At 66.4% G+C, this 13,442-nt stretch carries 13 protein-coding genes; 6 read left to right on the forward strand and 7 right to left on the reverse strand.

All coding sequences use genetic code 11. The features are described from left to right. Nucleotides 1-4: 4 nt before the first annotated feature. The 4 genes from ACAG24_RS11340 to clpB all read right to left on the reverse strand — a co-directional run bounded on the left by ACAG24_RS11340 (nucleotide 5) and on the right by clpB (nucleotide 5,642). On the reverse strand, nucleotides 5-781 hold the full coding sequence (locus ACAG24_RS11340; RefSeq protein ID WP_370473163.1) for an SDR family NAD(P)-dependent oxidoreductase: 777 nt from the start codon (nucleotides 779-781) through the stop codon (nucleotides 5-7). A 14-nt stretch (nucleotides 782-795) separates the two neighbouring features. Next, nucleotides 796-1,599, reverse strand: coding sequence for a trehalose monomycolate transport factor TtfA (gene ttfA, locus ACAG24_RS11345; RefSeq protein WP_370473164.1), 804 nt, complete (start codon nucleotides 1,597-1,599; stop codon nucleotides 796-798). Nucleotides 1,600-1,677: 78 nt separating this feature from the next. Next, nucleotides 1,678-3,009: an alpha/beta hydrolase domain-containing protein gene (locus ACAG24_RS11350; RefSeq protein WP_370473165.1), complete on the reverse strand. Its 1,332-nt coding sequence runs from the start codon at nucleotides 3,007-3,009 to the stop codon at nucleotides 1,678-1,680. Between the two features lie 86 nt (nucleotides 3,010-3,095). Further along, nucleotides 3,096-5,642: an ATP-dependent chaperone ClpB gene (clpB, locus tag ACAG24_RS11355; protein ID WP_370473166.1), complete on the reverse strand. Its 2,547-nt coding sequence runs from the start codon at nucleotides 5,640-5,642 to the stop codon at nucleotides 3,096-3,098. A gap of 184 nt (nucleotides 5,643-5,826) precedes the next feature. Between clpB and ACAG24_RS11360 the strand changes: the two genes are divergently transcribed. The 5 genes from ACAG24_RS11360 (at nucleotide 5,827) to ACAG24_RS11380 (ending at nucleotide 11,074) form a co-directional block, all read left to right on the forward strand. Further along, entirely contained in the window at nucleotides 5,827-6,444 is a 618-nt protein-coding gene (locus tag ACAG24_RS11360) for a CYTH domain-containing protein (protein ID WP_370473167.1), read from the forward strand. Between the two features lie 169 nt (nucleotides 6,445-6,613). Continuing rightward, nucleotides 6,614-8,113 (forward strand): sodium:solute symporter family transporter, encoded by a 1,500-nt coding sequence (locus ACAG24_RS11365; RefSeq protein ID WP_370473168.1) that lies wholly within the window; start codon nucleotides 6,614-6,616, stop codon nucleotides 8,111-8,113. After that, nucleotides 8,110-8,439, forward strand: a complete 330-nt coding sequence (locus tag ACAG24_RS11370; RefSeq protein WP_370473169.1) for a hypothetical protein — start codon at nucleotides 8,110-8,112, stop codon at nucleotides 8,437-8,439. The genes ACAG24_RS11365 and ACAG24_RS11370 overlap by 4 nt, the downstream gene beginning before the upstream one ends. After that, nucleotides 8,436-9,758, forward strand: coding sequence for an LLM class flavin-dependent oxidoreductase (locus ACAG24_RS11375; protein ID WP_370473170.1), 1,323 nt, complete (start codon nucleotides 8,436-8,438; stop codon nucleotides 9,756-9,758). The genes ACAG24_RS11370 and ACAG24_RS11375 overlap by 4 nt, the downstream gene beginning before the upstream one ends. A 32-nt stretch (nucleotides 9,759-9,790) precedes the next feature. After that, entirely contained in the window at nucleotides 9,791-11,074 is a 1,284-nt protein-coding gene (locus ACAG24_RS11380; RefSeq protein WP_370473171.1) for an LLM class flavin-dependent oxidoreductase, read from the forward strand. Here the strand turns inward: ACAG24_RS11380 and ACAG24_RS11385 are convergent. Together ACAG24_RS11385 and ACAG24_RS11390 are read right to left on the reverse strand one after the other, a co-directional pair. Then, nucleotides 11,071-11,526: a GtrA family protein gene (locus ACAG24_RS11385; protein ID WP_370473172.1), complete on the reverse strand. Its 456-nt coding sequence runs from the start codon at nucleotides 11,524-11,526 to the stop codon at nucleotides 11,071-11,073. The two genes, ACAG24_RS11380 and ACAG24_RS11385, sit on opposite strands and share 4 nt — an antisense overlap. Nucleotides 11,527-11,589: 63 nt before the next feature. After that, complete coding sequence (locus tag ACAG24_RS11390) at nucleotides 11,590-11,943, reverse strand: VOC family protein (protein ID WP_370473173.1); 354 nt, start codon at nucleotides 11,941-11,943, stop codon at nucleotides 11,590-11,592. Between the two features lie 182 nt (nucleotides 11,944-12,125). Here ACAG24_RS11390 and ACAG24_RS11395 point away from each other — a divergent pair, with 182 nt between their 5' ends. Then, nucleotides 12,126-12,803: a GAP family protein gene (locus tag ACAG24_RS11395; RefSeq protein WP_370473174.1), complete on the forward strand. Its 678-nt coding sequence runs from the start codon at nucleotides 12,126-12,128 to the stop codon at nucleotides 12,801-12,803. On the opposite strand, the gene ACAG24_RS11400 is transcribed toward ACAG24_RS11395, so the two are convergent. Beyond that, nucleotides 12,792-13,418 (reverse strand): TetR/AcrR family transcriptional regulator, encoded by a 627-nt coding sequence (locus ACAG24_RS11400; protein WP_370473175.1) that lies wholly within the window; start codon nucleotides 13,416-13,418, stop codon nucleotides 12,792-12,794. The genes ACAG24_RS11395 and ACAG24_RS11400 overlap by 12 nt on opposite strands. Between the last annotated feature and the right edge of the window lie 24 nt (nucleotides 13,419-13,442).

Consider the following 13,442-nt stretch of genomic DNA (forward strand, 5'->3'; position numbering starts at 1 on the left):
CGCCTCAGGTCCGACCACGGCCCTTGCCCACCACTTTGGTCAACGCGCGCACCACATTTCGCGGCACGATGCGCCCGCCGGTGGTCAGCGCCTTGTACTGCAGGCCGGGAATGATCACGACCTTGTCCTTCGCGATGTCGGCCATGGTCTCCCGGACCACGTCGTCGACCTCCAGCCACAGGAAGCCGGCAGTGCCCGCCATGTCGATGCCCGCGCGTTCGTGGAACTCGGTGCGCACGAAGCCGGGGCACAGCGCGTGCACCCCCACGCCGGTGCCGCCGAGGCCGTTGGCCAGCCCTTCGGAGAACGACACCACCCACGCCTTCGATGCCGAGTACGTCGACCCCCGGCCGGGCAGCAGGCCGGCGACGCTGGCCACGTTGAGCACGGTGCCCTCACCCGCATCCAGCATCGACGGCAGCGCCGCGTGCGTCAGCTGCATGACGGCTGTGACGTTGACGTCGAGCTGAGACTGCAGGACTTCGTAATCGGCGGTCCAGAACTCCCCCGACGTACCGAATCCGGCGTTGTTCACCAGCACGTGTACACCGGAACGCAGCCGATCCGCGACGGCGGCGCGGTCGTCGGCCTCGGCGAGGTCGGCGCGGATGATTTCGACATCGGCCCCAGCCTCGTCGTGCAGTTCGGCGGCCAGGGTGTTGAGGCGCACGGCGTCGCGGGCAACCAGGACCAGGTCGTGGCCGTCCATCGCATAGCGGCGGGCGAAGCCCTCACCGAGCCCGGACGTCGGCCCGGTGATCAGAGCGACGGGGCGGGGCATGCCCCAGAGAATACTTATCGCTGATAGTTCGGCGACTGCCGCCCGTTGCGCTGCGCGGGCTGCTGAACCGGCGGCGCGGGACGACGGAGCGGGTCCGGCCGGGGCTGACCGGCGTAGCCGGGGGGCAGTTCGCGGCCCGCCGGCGCGGGGGTGATCGGACGGCTGGGCGAGCCGCTGCGGCGTGCGACGGGCTGCCCGGTGGACGCGGTGGGTGTCGGCGGCAGCACGCGCAGCAGGTCGTTGAACTGACGGACGGTGCGCAGCCCTTCGTCCCACTGGGCGCGCGTGCTCGTGACCGGCATGCTGATCAGCGTCCAGTTGCCTTCGTTCCACATGATCTCTGCGCAGTCGGGCGCGGTGTGGGCGAAGGTCACCATCCGGCGGTCGCAGGCGCGGCGGGCAGCGTCGAGGTTGGTCGAGTACACCATCCGCGGGCCTATCGCCCCGAGCAGCCAGATGTCGCTCTCGCGCGGCTCCTTGATGCCCTTCAGACGCATGTCGACGGTGACGTTGGTGCCGACCTTGCGATGCAGCGCGATCACGGTCGCGACGTCTTCGAGATCGAAGATGAACACGGCCTCGCCGCGAATCTGCCCGAGAACCACGTTGCGGGCGGTGACGTCACCGACGGTGGACATCACGCCGCGCTTCCACCGCTTCAGGATGTCGCCGGACTCGTGCTCGTAGTCGAAGCCGTGCGACTTGGCCCACGACTTGCGGCGACGGCCCAGTCCGCGGCGGCGGTCGAGATCGACGTACAGCAACACGGCCGCACCCACGAAGCAGAGTGCGGACAGCGTGAACCAAAGCGGGACCATTGGCTAAAGAGTATCCGCTTCTGCCGGACCTATTCGAATCCGATCAGGTAACAACCAGGTCACGGGGCAGATCGCGACTCAGGCGGGAAAGCCGAGTCCAGCGAGTTCGACGATCTCGGCGCGGTCGGCCGCCAACAGGTGGCCCGCTGCGATCGCCGCGTCCAGCGAGAGGGTGAACGCGTCCAGGTACTCAGCCCGACCACCCGGATACAGCCTGGTCAGCGTGTCGGTGGGGAACACCTCGCCGGAGCCGAACAGGAACGACATCGGGCTCTCGTCGGGTGCCGTTCCCGATGTGCGCGCCACCGGGACCTCGACCCACGGGGTACGCACACCGCCACGGGCGAGACCGTGCGCGTCGGTCACCAGCGCCGGCGGGTCATCGTCGGTCAGCTGAAGGAGTTCGGCGGAGGGCGCCGGCTCACCGGTGCGGACCCACGCATCCAGCCCGGCCAGGGCGGCCTGCAGAACGTAGTGGTGCTGCGGGCCGAAGTTGATGAAGTACGACAGCTCGGTACCCAGCAGTTGCCTGGTCGGGGCGAATGCCGCGGCGAGGTCGCCGGCCGACAGCGAACCGCTGTCGACGAACCCCGCCCGGATCACGTAGTTGTCGGCGTGCGCGGCACCCGCGATCTCCCAGGTTCGACACCGCTGCCCGTCGGGTCGGCGCGCGCGGTGGTAGCCGAGCACGCGTCCGTCCAGCAGATCGGTCTCGGTGATGACGGTCATGACCGGCACCCTCAGGTCGTCGCGGTACGGCGCCGGTTCCGTCGACTCGATGGGGCTGCGTCCGTCGAGCGGAGCCGCGTTGCCGAACCGCGAATGCACGAGGAAGCCGTCGTAGACGGCCGCGTCGCGATCGATCTCGTTGACGTAGGTGGTCAGGAACATCGCCGACTGCGACTCCCCGATCGCCAGCACCGACGTCGGCGCGACAGTGTCGAGAGCGCCCGATTTCAGCAGACGCCCCACCTGGGTGAAGATGTCGTAGGCATACGCGTCCCCGGGGTGGTTGAGACGCGAATAGCGTTGCAAGTTCTGTGTTTTCAGCGACATATCAGCGCCAAGTAGGCTGGCGCCGCCCTCCACCCCCACCCGCTGGGCCGACACCGCGACATATCCGAAACCGGATCGGGTGATCTCGCGCGACGCCATGCGCCAGATCGCGGGTGCGTCGATGCCGCCGCTGACGTTGAGCCACTCGACCAGAACGGTGCCGTTGAACGCACGCGCGTCCGGCATCAGGACCACGATCCGGGTGACGTAATCGGCTTCGTCGGCCGACGCGGCCGAGACGGCGCGCCCGGACAGGAAGTACTCGTCGATCGAATAGCCGATCGACGAGGGTTCGAAGGCGTTCAGCAGAAGAGTGGGCAGACCGGGAACGTGGTCGGCCGTGGGCAAGCTCACGCCGGCGAGCGTATCCGGCTGACGCGTGGCGACGAGACGCGACGACCCCGCCACACCGGGGTGTGGCGGGGTCTTGTCGCGAGGTGTCAGCCCAGGATCAGCGAGTCGCCGTCCGCGCTGACGTTGACCGGCACCACGTCGCCGTCGTGCACCTCGCCGGCCAGCAGCATCTTGGCGAGCTGGTCGCCGATGGCCTGCTGCACCAGCCTGCGCAGCGGCCGTGCGCCGTAGAGCGGGTCGAAGCCGCGCTCGGCCAGCCACTTCTTCGCGGGCAGCGAGACCTCGAGCGTCAGCCTGCGCTGTGCCAGTCGCCTGGCCAGCTGCTGCAACTGGATGTCGACGATCGACACCAGCTGCTCGGGGTCCAGCGCGTCGAACATGATCACGTCGTCCAAGCGGTTGATGAACTCCGGCTTGAACGCCGACCGCACCGCGGCCATCACCTGCTCCTCCGAGCCACCGGCGCCGAGGTTGGACGTCAGGATCAGGATCGTGTTGCGGAAATCCACCGTGCGGCCCTGGCCGTCGGTCAGCCTGCCCTCGTCGAGCACCTGCAGCAGCACGTCGAACACGTCCGGGTGAGCCTTCTCGATCTCGTCGAACAGGATCACCGTGTACGGCCGCCGCCGCACCGCTTCGGTCAGCTGGCCGCCCTGGTCGTAGCCGACGTAGCCGGGAGGTGCACCGACCAGGCGAGCCACCGAATGCTTCTCGCCGTACTCGCTCATGTCGATGCGCACCATCGCACGCTCGTCGTCGAACAGGAACTCTGCCAACGCTTTTGCGAGCTCGGTCTTACCCACACCGGTCGGGCCGAGGAACATGAACGAGCCCGTGGGCCGGTTCGGGTCGGCGACGCCGGCGCGGGAGCGCCGCACCGCATCGGAGACCGCCTGCACCGCCTTCTTCTGTCCGACCACGCGCTTGCCCAGCTCCTGCTCCATGCGCAGCAGCTTGGCCGTCTCGCCTTCGAGCATCCGGCCGGCCGGGATGCCGGTCCACGCTTCCACCACCTCGGCGATGTCGTCGGGTCCGACCTCTTCCTTGAGCATCTGATTCTCTTGAGCTCTCGCGGTCGGTTCAGCTGCGTCGAGCTTCTTCTCGATCTCCGGGATTCGCCCGTAGCGCAGTTCGGCAGCCTTGGCCAGATCTCCGTCACGCTCGGCCCGGTCGGCTTCACCGCGCATCGTGTCGAGCTGTTCCTTCAGCTCGCGCACGACGTCGATGGCGTTCTTCTCGTTCTGCCACCGCGTGGTCAGCTCGGACAGCTCTTCCTTCTTGTCGGCCAGTTCCGCACGCAGCTTCTCCAGCCGATCCTTGGACGCGGCGTCCTCCTCCTTGGCCAGCGCCATCTCTTCGATCTCGAGGCGACGCACGAGCCGCTCCACCTCGTCGATCTCGACGGGTCGGGAGTCGATCTCCATGCGCAGCCGCGACGCGGCCTCGTCGACCAGGTCGATGGCTTTGTCGGGCAGGAAGCGCGAGGTGATGTACCGATCGCTCAACGTGGACGCGGCCACCAACGCCGAATCTGTGATGCGTACACCGTGGTGCACCTCGTAGCGGTCCTTGAGGCCGCGCAGGATGCCGACGGTGTCCTCGACGGAGGGCTCACCGACCAGCACCTGCTGGAACCGGCGCTCCAGCGCGGCGTCCTTCTCGATGTACTTGCGGTACTCGTCGAGGGTCGTCGCGCCCACCAGCCGCAGCTCGCCGCGGGCCAGCATCGGCTTGATCATGTTGCCCGCGTCCATCGCGGATTCGCCGGTGGCACCGGCGCCGACGATGGTGTGCAACTCGTCGATGAACGTGATGATCTGGCCGGCCGAGTTCTTGATGTCGTCGAGCACGGCCTTGAGCCGCTCCTCGAACTCACCGCGGTACTTCGCACCCGCCACCATGGAGCCGAGATCGAGCGACACAACGGTCTTGTCCCGCAACGACTCCGGAACATCGCCGGCGACAATGCGCTGCGCCAGACCTTCGACGATCGCGGTCTTGCCGACGCCGGGTTCGCCGATGAGCACCGGGTTGTTCTTGGTGCGACGGCTCAGCACCTGCACCACCCGACGGATCTCGTGGTCACGGCCGATCACCGGATCGAGCTTGCCTTCCTTGGCGCGCGCGGTCAGGTCGGTGGAGTACTTCTCCAGCGCCTGATAGCTGCCCTCGGGATCCGGGTTGGTGACGCGTGCACTGCCGCGCACCTTGGTGAACGCGTCGCGCAGCGTCTGCGGCGAGGCGCCCTGGCCGGTGAGCAGCTTCGCGACATCGTCGGAACCGGTCGCGAGACCGACGAGCAGATGCTCGGTGGAGACGTACTCGTCATCCATCTCGGTGGCAATGTTGGTGGCCACCGTGATCGCCGAGATCGCCGCCGGACTCAGCTGGGGCTGCGAGCTCGAGCCGGTCGCCGAGGGCAACCGGTCGAGCACACGCTGTGTCTCGGCACGGACGGTCGCGGGTTCGACGCCGACGGCCTCCAGAAGTGGTGCGGCAATGCCGTCGTTCTGAGTCAGCAGTGCCATCAACAGATGGGCGGGGGTGATCTGCGGGTTGCCCGCGGCGGTAGCCGCCTGCAGCGCCGAAGTCAGGGCCGCCTGGGTCTTGGTCGTCGGGTTGAACGAGTCCACGACACCTCCCTTTCCATGTACGCAAGGGCCGCACAGGGCGCCCTCGAAATGCTTGTCGTGTTGAACAACGCAGTCAAGGTTGAGTCTGTTCCGCTCAACTCCAGAAATTTTGCCACATTTTTCCCCGGGCGGACACGAACCTCATCTGCGGTGCCGAAACTGCAGCCGGGGTTAACGTCGGCGCATGTCAGATGGCGGCGACTTCGAATTCGAGCGGAAGTTCTACCTCCTCGAGATGCCCGCCGTCGCCGCATCCGACCCGACCCCCCTTCTGATCGCGCAGGCCTACCTGTTCGCCGCTGACGGCTACGCGGTACGCGTGCGGCTCCAGGGTCCGGCACCTGCCGATGTGAACGCCCCGCTGTCCGAGCTGGTGGACGCGCTCGGTGACGAGGCCATCGGAACCATGACCGCCAAGGGCCCGGCCGCCGGGGGCACCCGCTACGAGGCAGAGCGCGAACTCGATCCTCTGGTCGCCGGCCAGATCGTGTCGCGCGCCGCGCACGTCATCGTCAAGGTCCGGTCCTCGGTGTGGCTGGGCGAGGACGGCTGGGTCATCGACCGGTTCCTGGGCGACGACGCTCCGCTGTTGCTCGCCGAGGTGGAACGCGACGGACCGGTCGTCGATCTGGCCATCCCGTCGTTCTGCACGACCGAGGTGTCCGAGGACGATCGCTTCCGCAACGAATACCTTGCGCAGCATCCGTTCGGTACCTGGGAGCAGGACTACCGGCGCGAACTCGACGTGGTCGGACCGAGATTCGTGAACAGCCTGGGGCAGAACCAGTTCGAGGGCCGCTGAGTTCTACTCAGCTTGAATTCAATTCTTCCCTTGGGCTTTCGTTACGCAGAAGCTGTCTCAGCCGCCTGAACCGCGGCGAGCGCTCACCGCTGCGCGCTCTGCGTCAACACCCCACTCACACCTCGGTCGTGCAACCGCCAGGTGACCTCATCGCGCCGAGGAGATCGTCGTGTTCCACCCGTCCAACCTGTCGCCCGTAATCGGCATCGCCCTGATGCTCGGTCTGGGCGCATTCATGTTCGTCGTCGCGTTCACCGTCCGCTCGATGGTGAAAAACACCCACGACTTCGTCATCGCCGACCGCCGCATCGGCTTCGGCTTCGGCGTCGGATCCGTCATCGCGGTGTGGACCTGGTCGATGGCCGTCATGATGTCGTCGGCGCAGGCCTACACCTTTGGCGTGTCCGGCTTGATCTGGTTCGTCGTCCCCAACGGCCTCGCCGTGATGGCGATGGTGCCCTTCGCGCTGAAGCTGCGCCGCCAGATGCCCGCCGGCTACACCATTGTCGAGTTCATCCGCGAGCGCTTCCACAACAAGCCCGCCACGACGGTGATGCTCGTTGCGATGCTGCTGGGTCTGCTCGCCGAGATCTTCATCAACCTTTTCGGTGTCGTGCTCGTGACAGGAGTTGTGTTCGGCCTCAACCCGACCGTCGTGCTCATCGTCACGCTGGCCACCGTGACCGTGTACTCCTACTTCGGCGGGCTGTGGACGTCGGCGATCACCGCGACGTTCAACACCCTGCTGATCACCGTGCCCGCCGCCGTCGTCGTGGTCTACGTGCTCGCGAAGGTCGGAGGCCCCGACGTCGTCTTCCGCCGCGTGGACGAGGCAGGGCCCAACCTGCTCAACGCATTTGACACGCAAGCCGCCGCCGCATTCGGTATCTCGCTGGCACTGGGACTGCTCGCCTCGACGATGGCCGACCAGACCTTCTGGCAGAAGGCGTGGGCGCTCAAGCCCGCCACGGCGGGCAGGACGTTCCTGTGGGCGGGCCTGTGGTTCTACCCGATCCCGATCGCGATGGGTCTGCTCGGCCTGGTGGCCCTGGCGTTCAACCTCGACGTCGAAGACCTCGGCGCCGCGGGACCCGGTGGCGTCGGCCCTTACGTCGTCAGCAATCTCGGCCTGCCGCTGATCCTGATCGCGCTCTACGTGCTGATCATCCTCAACGCCTGCTACTCGACGATCGACGGTGCCTTCTCGGCGCTGTCGTCCGTGGTGGCGGTCGACATCCTCAAACCCCTCAAGCCCGACATCGCACCGAAGTCGTTGTTCCGCTGGACAAAAGCGTCGATCATCATCGCCGGCGTGCTCGGTGGCATCGTGGTCAGCTCCGGCATCGACTACGTCGAACTCGTCAACACCGTCTACTTCATCAAGGCCGCGCTGATCGTCCCACTGGGGCTCGCGATCTTCTGGAAGCGCATGACGTCGACGGCATTCGTGACCAGCCTCCTGCTGGCCATCGCGATCGGATTCCCCGTCCGCGAATACGTCGGAGAACTGTACGGAATCATCACCCTGGAGGCGATTTCACTCGTGGCTGCCGTCGGCATCAGCCTGTTGTCCAAACAATCGTTCGACTTCGACTCACTGAAGACGCGCGGTGGTGCGCTGTCCGAGGACAAGAAGCGGGCCGCGCACGATCTGGACCCGGTCGGATGATCGCGTTCTGGATCGCCGCCGTCGTCGGATCCGTCGTCGGCGTCGTGTACGTCACGCTGGGTGTCCAGTCGTTCCTCCGGGTCCGCAAAGACGTCCTTGCGCTCGCGGCAGGCGGCGAGACGGCCGATCTCGAGGTCGAAACCCTCGAAGCCTCCAACGCCGCCTCGTTCAGCTGGAAAGCCCTTGGCGCCGTCGTGATGTCAACGTCAGTCATCGCGCTGCTCGGCGTCAGCCCCGTGTTCTGGTATCTGCCCGCAATCCTTGCGGTCGGCTCCGCCGTCGCCGTGATCGCCGCCTTCCTCATCGACGCCAGGAGTGCTTCGTGACCGACAAGAAGAAGATGCACCTGCTGGGCTTCGTCCAGCACGGCGTGATGAACCACGCCTCGACGATGTGGGCGCACCCGCGCGACAAGGTCGGATACCACTGGTCACGGCCAGAGTACTGGCGCGATCTCGGAAGGACCATGGAGCGTGGGCTTTTCGACGCCATGTTCATCGCCGACGAACTCGCGCCCTACACCACCTATAAGGGCAACTCGGATCCGGTGGTGAAATTCGCCGGCCAGTGTCCCGTGCACGAGCCCGCCAGTGTCGTACCGATCGTCGGCGCCTTCACGAAGAACCTCGGCATCGGCATCACCTTGTCGACTTCCTTTGTGCCGCCGTACATGATGGCCCGCCAGCTCTCGACGCTGGACCACCTCACCGGCGGCCGGGTCGGCTGGAACATCGTCACCTCGTACTCCAAGAGCGAGTTCCAGGCGATGGGCAAAGAAAACCTGACTCCGCGCGACAAGCGGTACGAAGTCGTCGAGGAGTACATGCAGCTGCTGTATCAGCTGTGGGATTCGTGGGACGACGACGCGATCGTCTACGACCGGGAGAACGGCGTCTTCGCCGACCCGACCAAGGTGCGCGAGGTCGACTTCCAAGGCGAGTTCTTCCAGTCCAAGGGCCGCCACTTCGTCGCCCCGTCACCGCAGAAGCGTCCGGTGCTGTGGCAGGCCGGATCTTCGGAGCAGGGCCGCGAATTCGCCGCCAAGCACGCCGAATCCGTGTTCGGCATCTTCCCGACGCCCAAGAGCATGCGCGCCTACGCCGACGACATCCGGACCCGCGCCGACAATGCCGGCCGCGATCCGGAGTCGGTGAAGCTGATCTACGGTCTGCAGACCATCATCGACCGCGACAAGGGTCGTGCCAACGACCGGTATGCCGAGTTCGTCGAAAAAGTCCAGATCGAGAGCGCGCTCGGAATCCTGTCCGGCCACACCGGTTTCGACTTCTCCACCCTCGACCTCGACGACAACGTGGTCGACGCCGACGTGCAGGGCATCCGTGGCCTGTTCGACGCGATCCTGGAGGCCAAAGACGGTGCGCCGGTGACGGTCCGTGAGGCCGCTCAGATCTACGGTGTCTCGATGGGCGCCCCGGTGGCCGTCGGCACGCCGTCGGATGTGGCCGACCAGATGGAGCAGTACATCGACGAAGGCGGCTGCAACGGTTTCATGATGCTGGCCACCGACACGCCCGGTTGCTTCAACGATATGACCGAATTGCTGGTGCCGGAACTGCAGAAGCGCGGCCGGTTCCGCACCCGCTACCCCGGGACCACGCTGCGCGAGAGCCTGCAGGAGTACTGATCACACCTCGGAAAGCTCACTTTCTCGCTTTCATGCAGCACGGGGTCAGCAGTCACTCCGTCGGCATGTGGCGACACCCGCAGGACAAGGTCGGCTGGGACTATGCCGCACCGCCATACTGGGAGCACCTGGCCCGCACCCTGGAGCGCGGCCTGTTCGACGCGGTGTTCCTCGCTGACGAGCTGGCCCCGTACAACTCGTTCGAGGACAGCTCCGATGCGACGGTGCGGTACGCGGTGCAGGCACCGACGCACGAGCCCGCGGCGCTGACGCCGATCATCACCGGTGCGACAACGCATCTCGGGGTTGGCATCACGCTGTCGACGGCGTTCGAGCATCCGTACTCGATGGCGCGCAGGCTCTCGACGTTCGACCATCTGTCCGGCGGGCGGATCGCGTGGAACATCGTCGGCTCGTATTCACCTTCGGAGTTCGCGGCCTACGGGCAGGAGATGCCCGACCGGTCCATCCGCTACGAACGGATCGCGGAGTATGTCGACCTGTGCTGCCAGCTGTGGGACTCGTGGCAGCCCGACGCCGTGGTCGCCGACCGCGAGACCGGCATCTACGCCCACCCCGAGAAGATCCGGGAAGTCGTCTTCGAGGGCAAGCATTTTCGTTGTCGGGGACGGCACTTCGTCGCGCCGTCACCGCAGGGCCGCCCGGTGCTGTGGCAGGCGGGCGCCAGCGAGCAGGGCAGGCGGTTCGCCGCCTCCACTGCCGAGGCGATCTTTGCGATCCAGCCCACCGTCGCGTCGATGCGGGCGTACTCCGACGACATCCGCGCGCGGGTCGGCGCCGCAGGACGCGATCCAGAGTCGGTGAAGCTGTACTACGGCGCGCAGGTGATTCTCGGTGCGTCCGAAACCGAGGCGCAGGAGAAGGCGTCCTACCTGCGATCGCTGCTGCGGCCAGAGGCGTCGCTGGCGATGCTGTCCGGCCAGTTGGGCGTGGACTTCTCGACGTTCGACCCGGCCGGCCCGCTGGGCGAGATTCCCGTCCCCGGCATCCAGGGCGTGAAGGATGCATTGGTGGCGAACGGCGCCGGCGAGAGGGTGACGGTCGCCGAAGCGGCCGATATCTATGCGTTCCGATTCTCGATGCCGCAGGTGATAGGTACTGCTGAGTCGGTCGCCGATCAACTGGAAGTGTTCCTCGACGACGGTGGAGCCGACGGTTTCATGCTGTTGGCCACCTACACGCCGGGGTGTTTCGAGGAGTTCGTCGATCACGTCGTCCCCGAATTGCAGCGGCGAGGGCGCTACCGGGCGCGGTATCCCGGCCGGACGCTGCGCGAGAACATCCTGGGCGACTAGCTCTTACGGAACACCACCCAGCGCAGCGCGCAGTACATGTACACCGCCTCGCACGCACCCGCCATCAACCGGGCGATCCGGTAGTCGACGCCCAGGTCGGTCAGCAGGGTCGACAACGCCAGGATGAATGCGAGGTAGTTGACGACCACGACGACGATGTAGACCGTGAGCTGCGGGCCGACGGGCGCGTGCGACCGGAAGTTGAAGTACCGGTTGAGTGCGTAGCTCAGACCGAACGCGCATGCGTAGGCCACCGTCACCGCAACCGGATAGGGGACGCCGAAGCCGCTGCGCAACCCGGTCAGCAGCACCAGATCGACCCCGAACGTGAAACTGTTGATCAGGCAGAAGCCCAACAGCGTCGGCGCGACGATGTTCGCCAACCCGAACGGCAGCGATTGCACGACCCCTTCGCACCACCGGTGAAACCGTTCGGGCGCGAGGACGGGCACCCGTTCACTGTGACTTCGGCAGATGACGCCGTCATGAGCGGCTGGCCAACGGCAGGCCACGGATCAGTAGTCGACCCGAAATCCACCGATGAGGCTGACGACGTTCCCGTCTGGATCGCCGAACCGCGACAACCGCACACCCTTGCTCGCGTCGACGATGTCACCGGGCTCCAGGCCCCGGCTCCTGAGCTCCTCGATGTGGCCCTCGAGATCGTCGACGGCGAGATTGACTTCGTCGGTTCCCGCCCTGTCCGGATCGTGGAACACCTGCACCCATGCGCCGGGCAGCACCTGCCACTCGACCAGGGAGGGCATCGGGTTGTTGTCCTGCGGCCTGCCGAACAGCCGGGCGTACCACTGCCCGCTGGCTTCGATGTCGGACACATGGACGACGGCGAGCACGTGCGCAATCGACATGCACTTCTCCTTCCGTGATGGGGATCTATGAATGCCGACCCCCACGCGCGCGAGAACTCATCGCTCAGTCCATGGAGTCCCAGAATGCGAGATCGTGCACGGACGCGAACAGCGTCAACGTCGGCACGCAGACCGCCGCGAATCGACCGGCACCCGTGGGTGCGCCTTGCTACGTTTGCCCCGTGCCAGGTACCTGGGGCTCGGTGCTCACCGAGCTGATCCCGCTCGCCCTCGTGATCGCGTTGTCCCCGTTCTCCATCATCCCGGCGGTGCTGGTGCTGGGCACGCCACGACCGAAGCCCACGGGCCTCGCATTCCTGGCGGGATGGCTGCTCGGGCTGGCTGCGCTGACCGCCGTCTTCCTCGAGCTCTCCAACCTGCTCGGCGGCATCGGCACCCAACCGCCGAGCTGGGCGTCGTGGTTACGCATCGTCGTCGGATCTGCGCTGATCGTGCTGGGCGCCTACCGTTTCACGAAACGGAAGTCCTCCGAGCACATGCCCGGATGGATCACGCGCATGAGCACGCTGACGCCTCCCAAAGCAGCCCTCACGGGCGCGGCGCTGACGGTGATCAATCCGAAGGTTCTCTTCATCTGCGCCGCAGCGGGTTTGGCAATCGGATCGGCAGGATTGGACACGCCCGCCGTCTGGTCGGCTGAAATCTGGTTCGTGGCGTTCGCGGCATCCACCGTCGCGGTGCCGATCCTCGCTTACGCCTTCATGGGCCAGAAGCTGGACCCGGTCCTGCACGGGATCAGGGACTGGATGGAGCGTCAGCACGCGGTGCTGATCGCGGCGATCCTCGTCGTCATCGGACTTCTGGTGCTGTACAAGGGCATTCACGCGCTAGTCGGGTAACCCCAGTTCGGTCGCGTCGGCCGTCAGGTACCGCGTCACCGTCGGCGCGACCAGGGTGACCACGTCCTCGGACGCAAGCTCCGACAGCGGCGGCACCTTCATCACGTAGCGCAGCATTGCCGTGCCGACCAGGCTGCTCGCCGCCAGCATGGCGCGCAGCCGGGCGTGTCCGCCCCCGCCGATCGCCCCCGACACGGCGGTCAGCACGTAGCTTTGCATGAATTCGCGAAAGGCTTCGTGCGCGTCGGAATTCGAGGTCGCCGACGCCAGCATGGCCCGCATACTCCCGGCGCTGTCGGGGGCCTCCCACACTCCGAGATAGGCCCTCACCATTCGGGTGCCGATGTCCCCGTCGTCGCCGGTGAGCGCCGCCACGAGGACGTCAGGGTCGATGATCAGCCGCAGCGATTCGCGGAACAGCTGCTCCTTGGAGCCGAACAGGTAGAGCACCATCGACGCGTCCACGCGCGCGTCGTCGGCGATCGAACGCAGCGTCGTCTTTTCGTAACCGTCCTGCGCGAAACGGGCCTTCGCTGCTGACAGCACCGCGTCGCGCGACACCGGTTCGCCCTGGCGACGGCCCCGGCGCCGGCTCGTTTGAGCTGCTCGCGGCATATTCCGAGATTAGCATTTCAATAG

Source organism: Mycobacterium bulgaricum (assembly GCF_041287165.2).
In the GTDB taxonomy this organism is placed as follows: domain Bacteria; phylum Actinomycetota; class Actinomycetes; order Mycobacteriales; family Mycobacteriaceae; genus Mycobacterium; species Mycobacterium bulgaricum.

Coding starts and splice junctions, on each gene's coding strand:
- ACAG24_RS11340 (WP_370473163.1), bottom strand. CDS start 781: ATGCCCCGCCCCGTCGCTCTGATCACCGGGCCGACGTCCGGGCTCGGT.
- ACAG24_RS11390 (WP_370473173.1), bottom strand. CDS start 11,943: ATGTCGATTGCGCACGTGCTCGCCGTCGTCCATGTGTCCGACATCGAA.
- ACAG24_RS11370 (WP_370473169.1), top strand. CDS start 8,110: ATGATCGCGTTCTGGATCGCCGCCGTCGTCGGATCCGTCGTCGGCGTC.
- ACAG24_RS11360 (WP_370473167.1), top strand. CDS start 5,827: ATGTCAGATGGCGGCGACTTCGAATTCGAGCGGAAGTTCTACCTCCTC.
- ACAG24_RS11380 (WP_370473171.1), top strand. CDS start 9,791: ATGCAGCACGGGGTCAGCAGTCACTCCGTCGGCATGTGGCGACACCCG.
- ttfA (WP_370473164.1), bottom strand. CDS start 1,599: ATGGTCCCGCTTTGGTTCACGCTGTCCGCACTCTGCTTCGTGGGTGCG.
- ACAG24_RS11400 (WP_370473175.1), bottom strand. CDS start 13,418: ATGCCGCGAGCAGCTCAAACGAGCCGGCGCCGGGGCCGTCGCCAGGGC.